The sequence below is a fragment of the Streptomyces sp. OR43 genome (assembly GCF_008042275.1).
GTDB lineage: Bacteria > Actinomycetota > Actinomycetes > Streptomycetales > Streptomycetaceae > Streptomyces.
In genome coordinates, this window is sequence record NZ_RDBK01000119.1 from 1 (window position 1) to 1,001 (window position 1,001).

Sequence of the window (1,001 nt, forward strand, 5' to 3'; positions counted from 1 at the left end):
AACACCACGGTCGGCGACTTGATCGGCGAGTACACGCAGGACGACGCGGGAGCCTACGTCTTCCAGTACGGTCCGCTGGTCACCGCGATGACCGAGGGCCGCGCCCTGCTGATCGACGATGCCACCTTGATCTCACCGAAGGTCCTGGCGGCGCTGTATCCCGCGATGGACGGGCGCAGGCAGATCCAGGTCAAGGCCCACAAGGGCGAGACCATCAAGGCCGAGCCAGGCTTCTACGTGGTGGCGGGCCACAATCCCGGCGTCCACGGAGCGGTGTTGACGGAGGCGCTGTCGTCCCGGTTCAGCGTGCAAATCCAGATCGGCACGGACTACGACCTCGCCCTCGCCTTGAGGATCGATGCCCGGGTGGTCCGGGTCGCCCGGAACCTCGCCCGCCAGGTCGAACTCGGCGAGTTGGGCTGGGCCCCCCAATTGCGAGAGCTGCTGAGCTACCAGAAGACCGAGGCAGTCCTCGGCACCAATGCCGCGCTGGCGAACCTGGTCGGCATCGCTCCTGTGGAGGATCGCGACATCGTCGCCGACGCCGTCATCAAGGCTGTCGGCGTCAAGAAGATCGCGCCCCTCACCCTCGGCAAGCAGCTCCCCGCCTCAGCTGCCCGGCAGCCCCCGGGCAGCACCGGCTCCGCGCACCGGGGCCGCTCGCGATGAGCGCCCACCACCACGTCCAGTCCCCCGCCACCACCCGGGACGACAGCGCCTCCGTCAACACCGCTCCGTGGACGCCGGGATTGTGGCCCGCCACCACGTAGAAGCCTGGCTCGGCCTTGATGGTCTCGCCCTTGTGGGCCTTGACCTGGATCTGCCTGCGCCCGTCCATCGCGGGATACAGCGCCGCCAGGACCTTCGGTGAGATCAAGGTGGCATCGTCGATCAGCAGGGCGCGGCCCTCGGTCATCGCGGTGACCAGCGGACCGTACTGGAAGACGTAGGCTCCCGCGTCGTCCTGCGTGTACTCGCCGATCAAGTCGCCGACCGTGGTG

At 68.2% G+C, this 1,001-nt stretch carries 1 protein-coding gene and 1 pseudogene; one reads left to right on the forward strand and one right to left on the reverse strand.

Annotated elements, in window-relative coordinates:
* Positions 1–669, forward strand: a 669-nt coding sequence (locus EAO72_RS41470; protein WP_148022549.1) for an AAA family ATPase, incomplete at its 5' end; no start/stop codon positions are given.
* 34 nt (positions 670–703) lie between these two features.
* Here EAO72_RS41470 and EAO72_RS41475 read toward each other — a convergent pair.
* A pseudogene (locus EAO72_RS41475) lies at positions 704–1,001 on the reverse strand (AAA family ATPase); the annotation flags it as partial.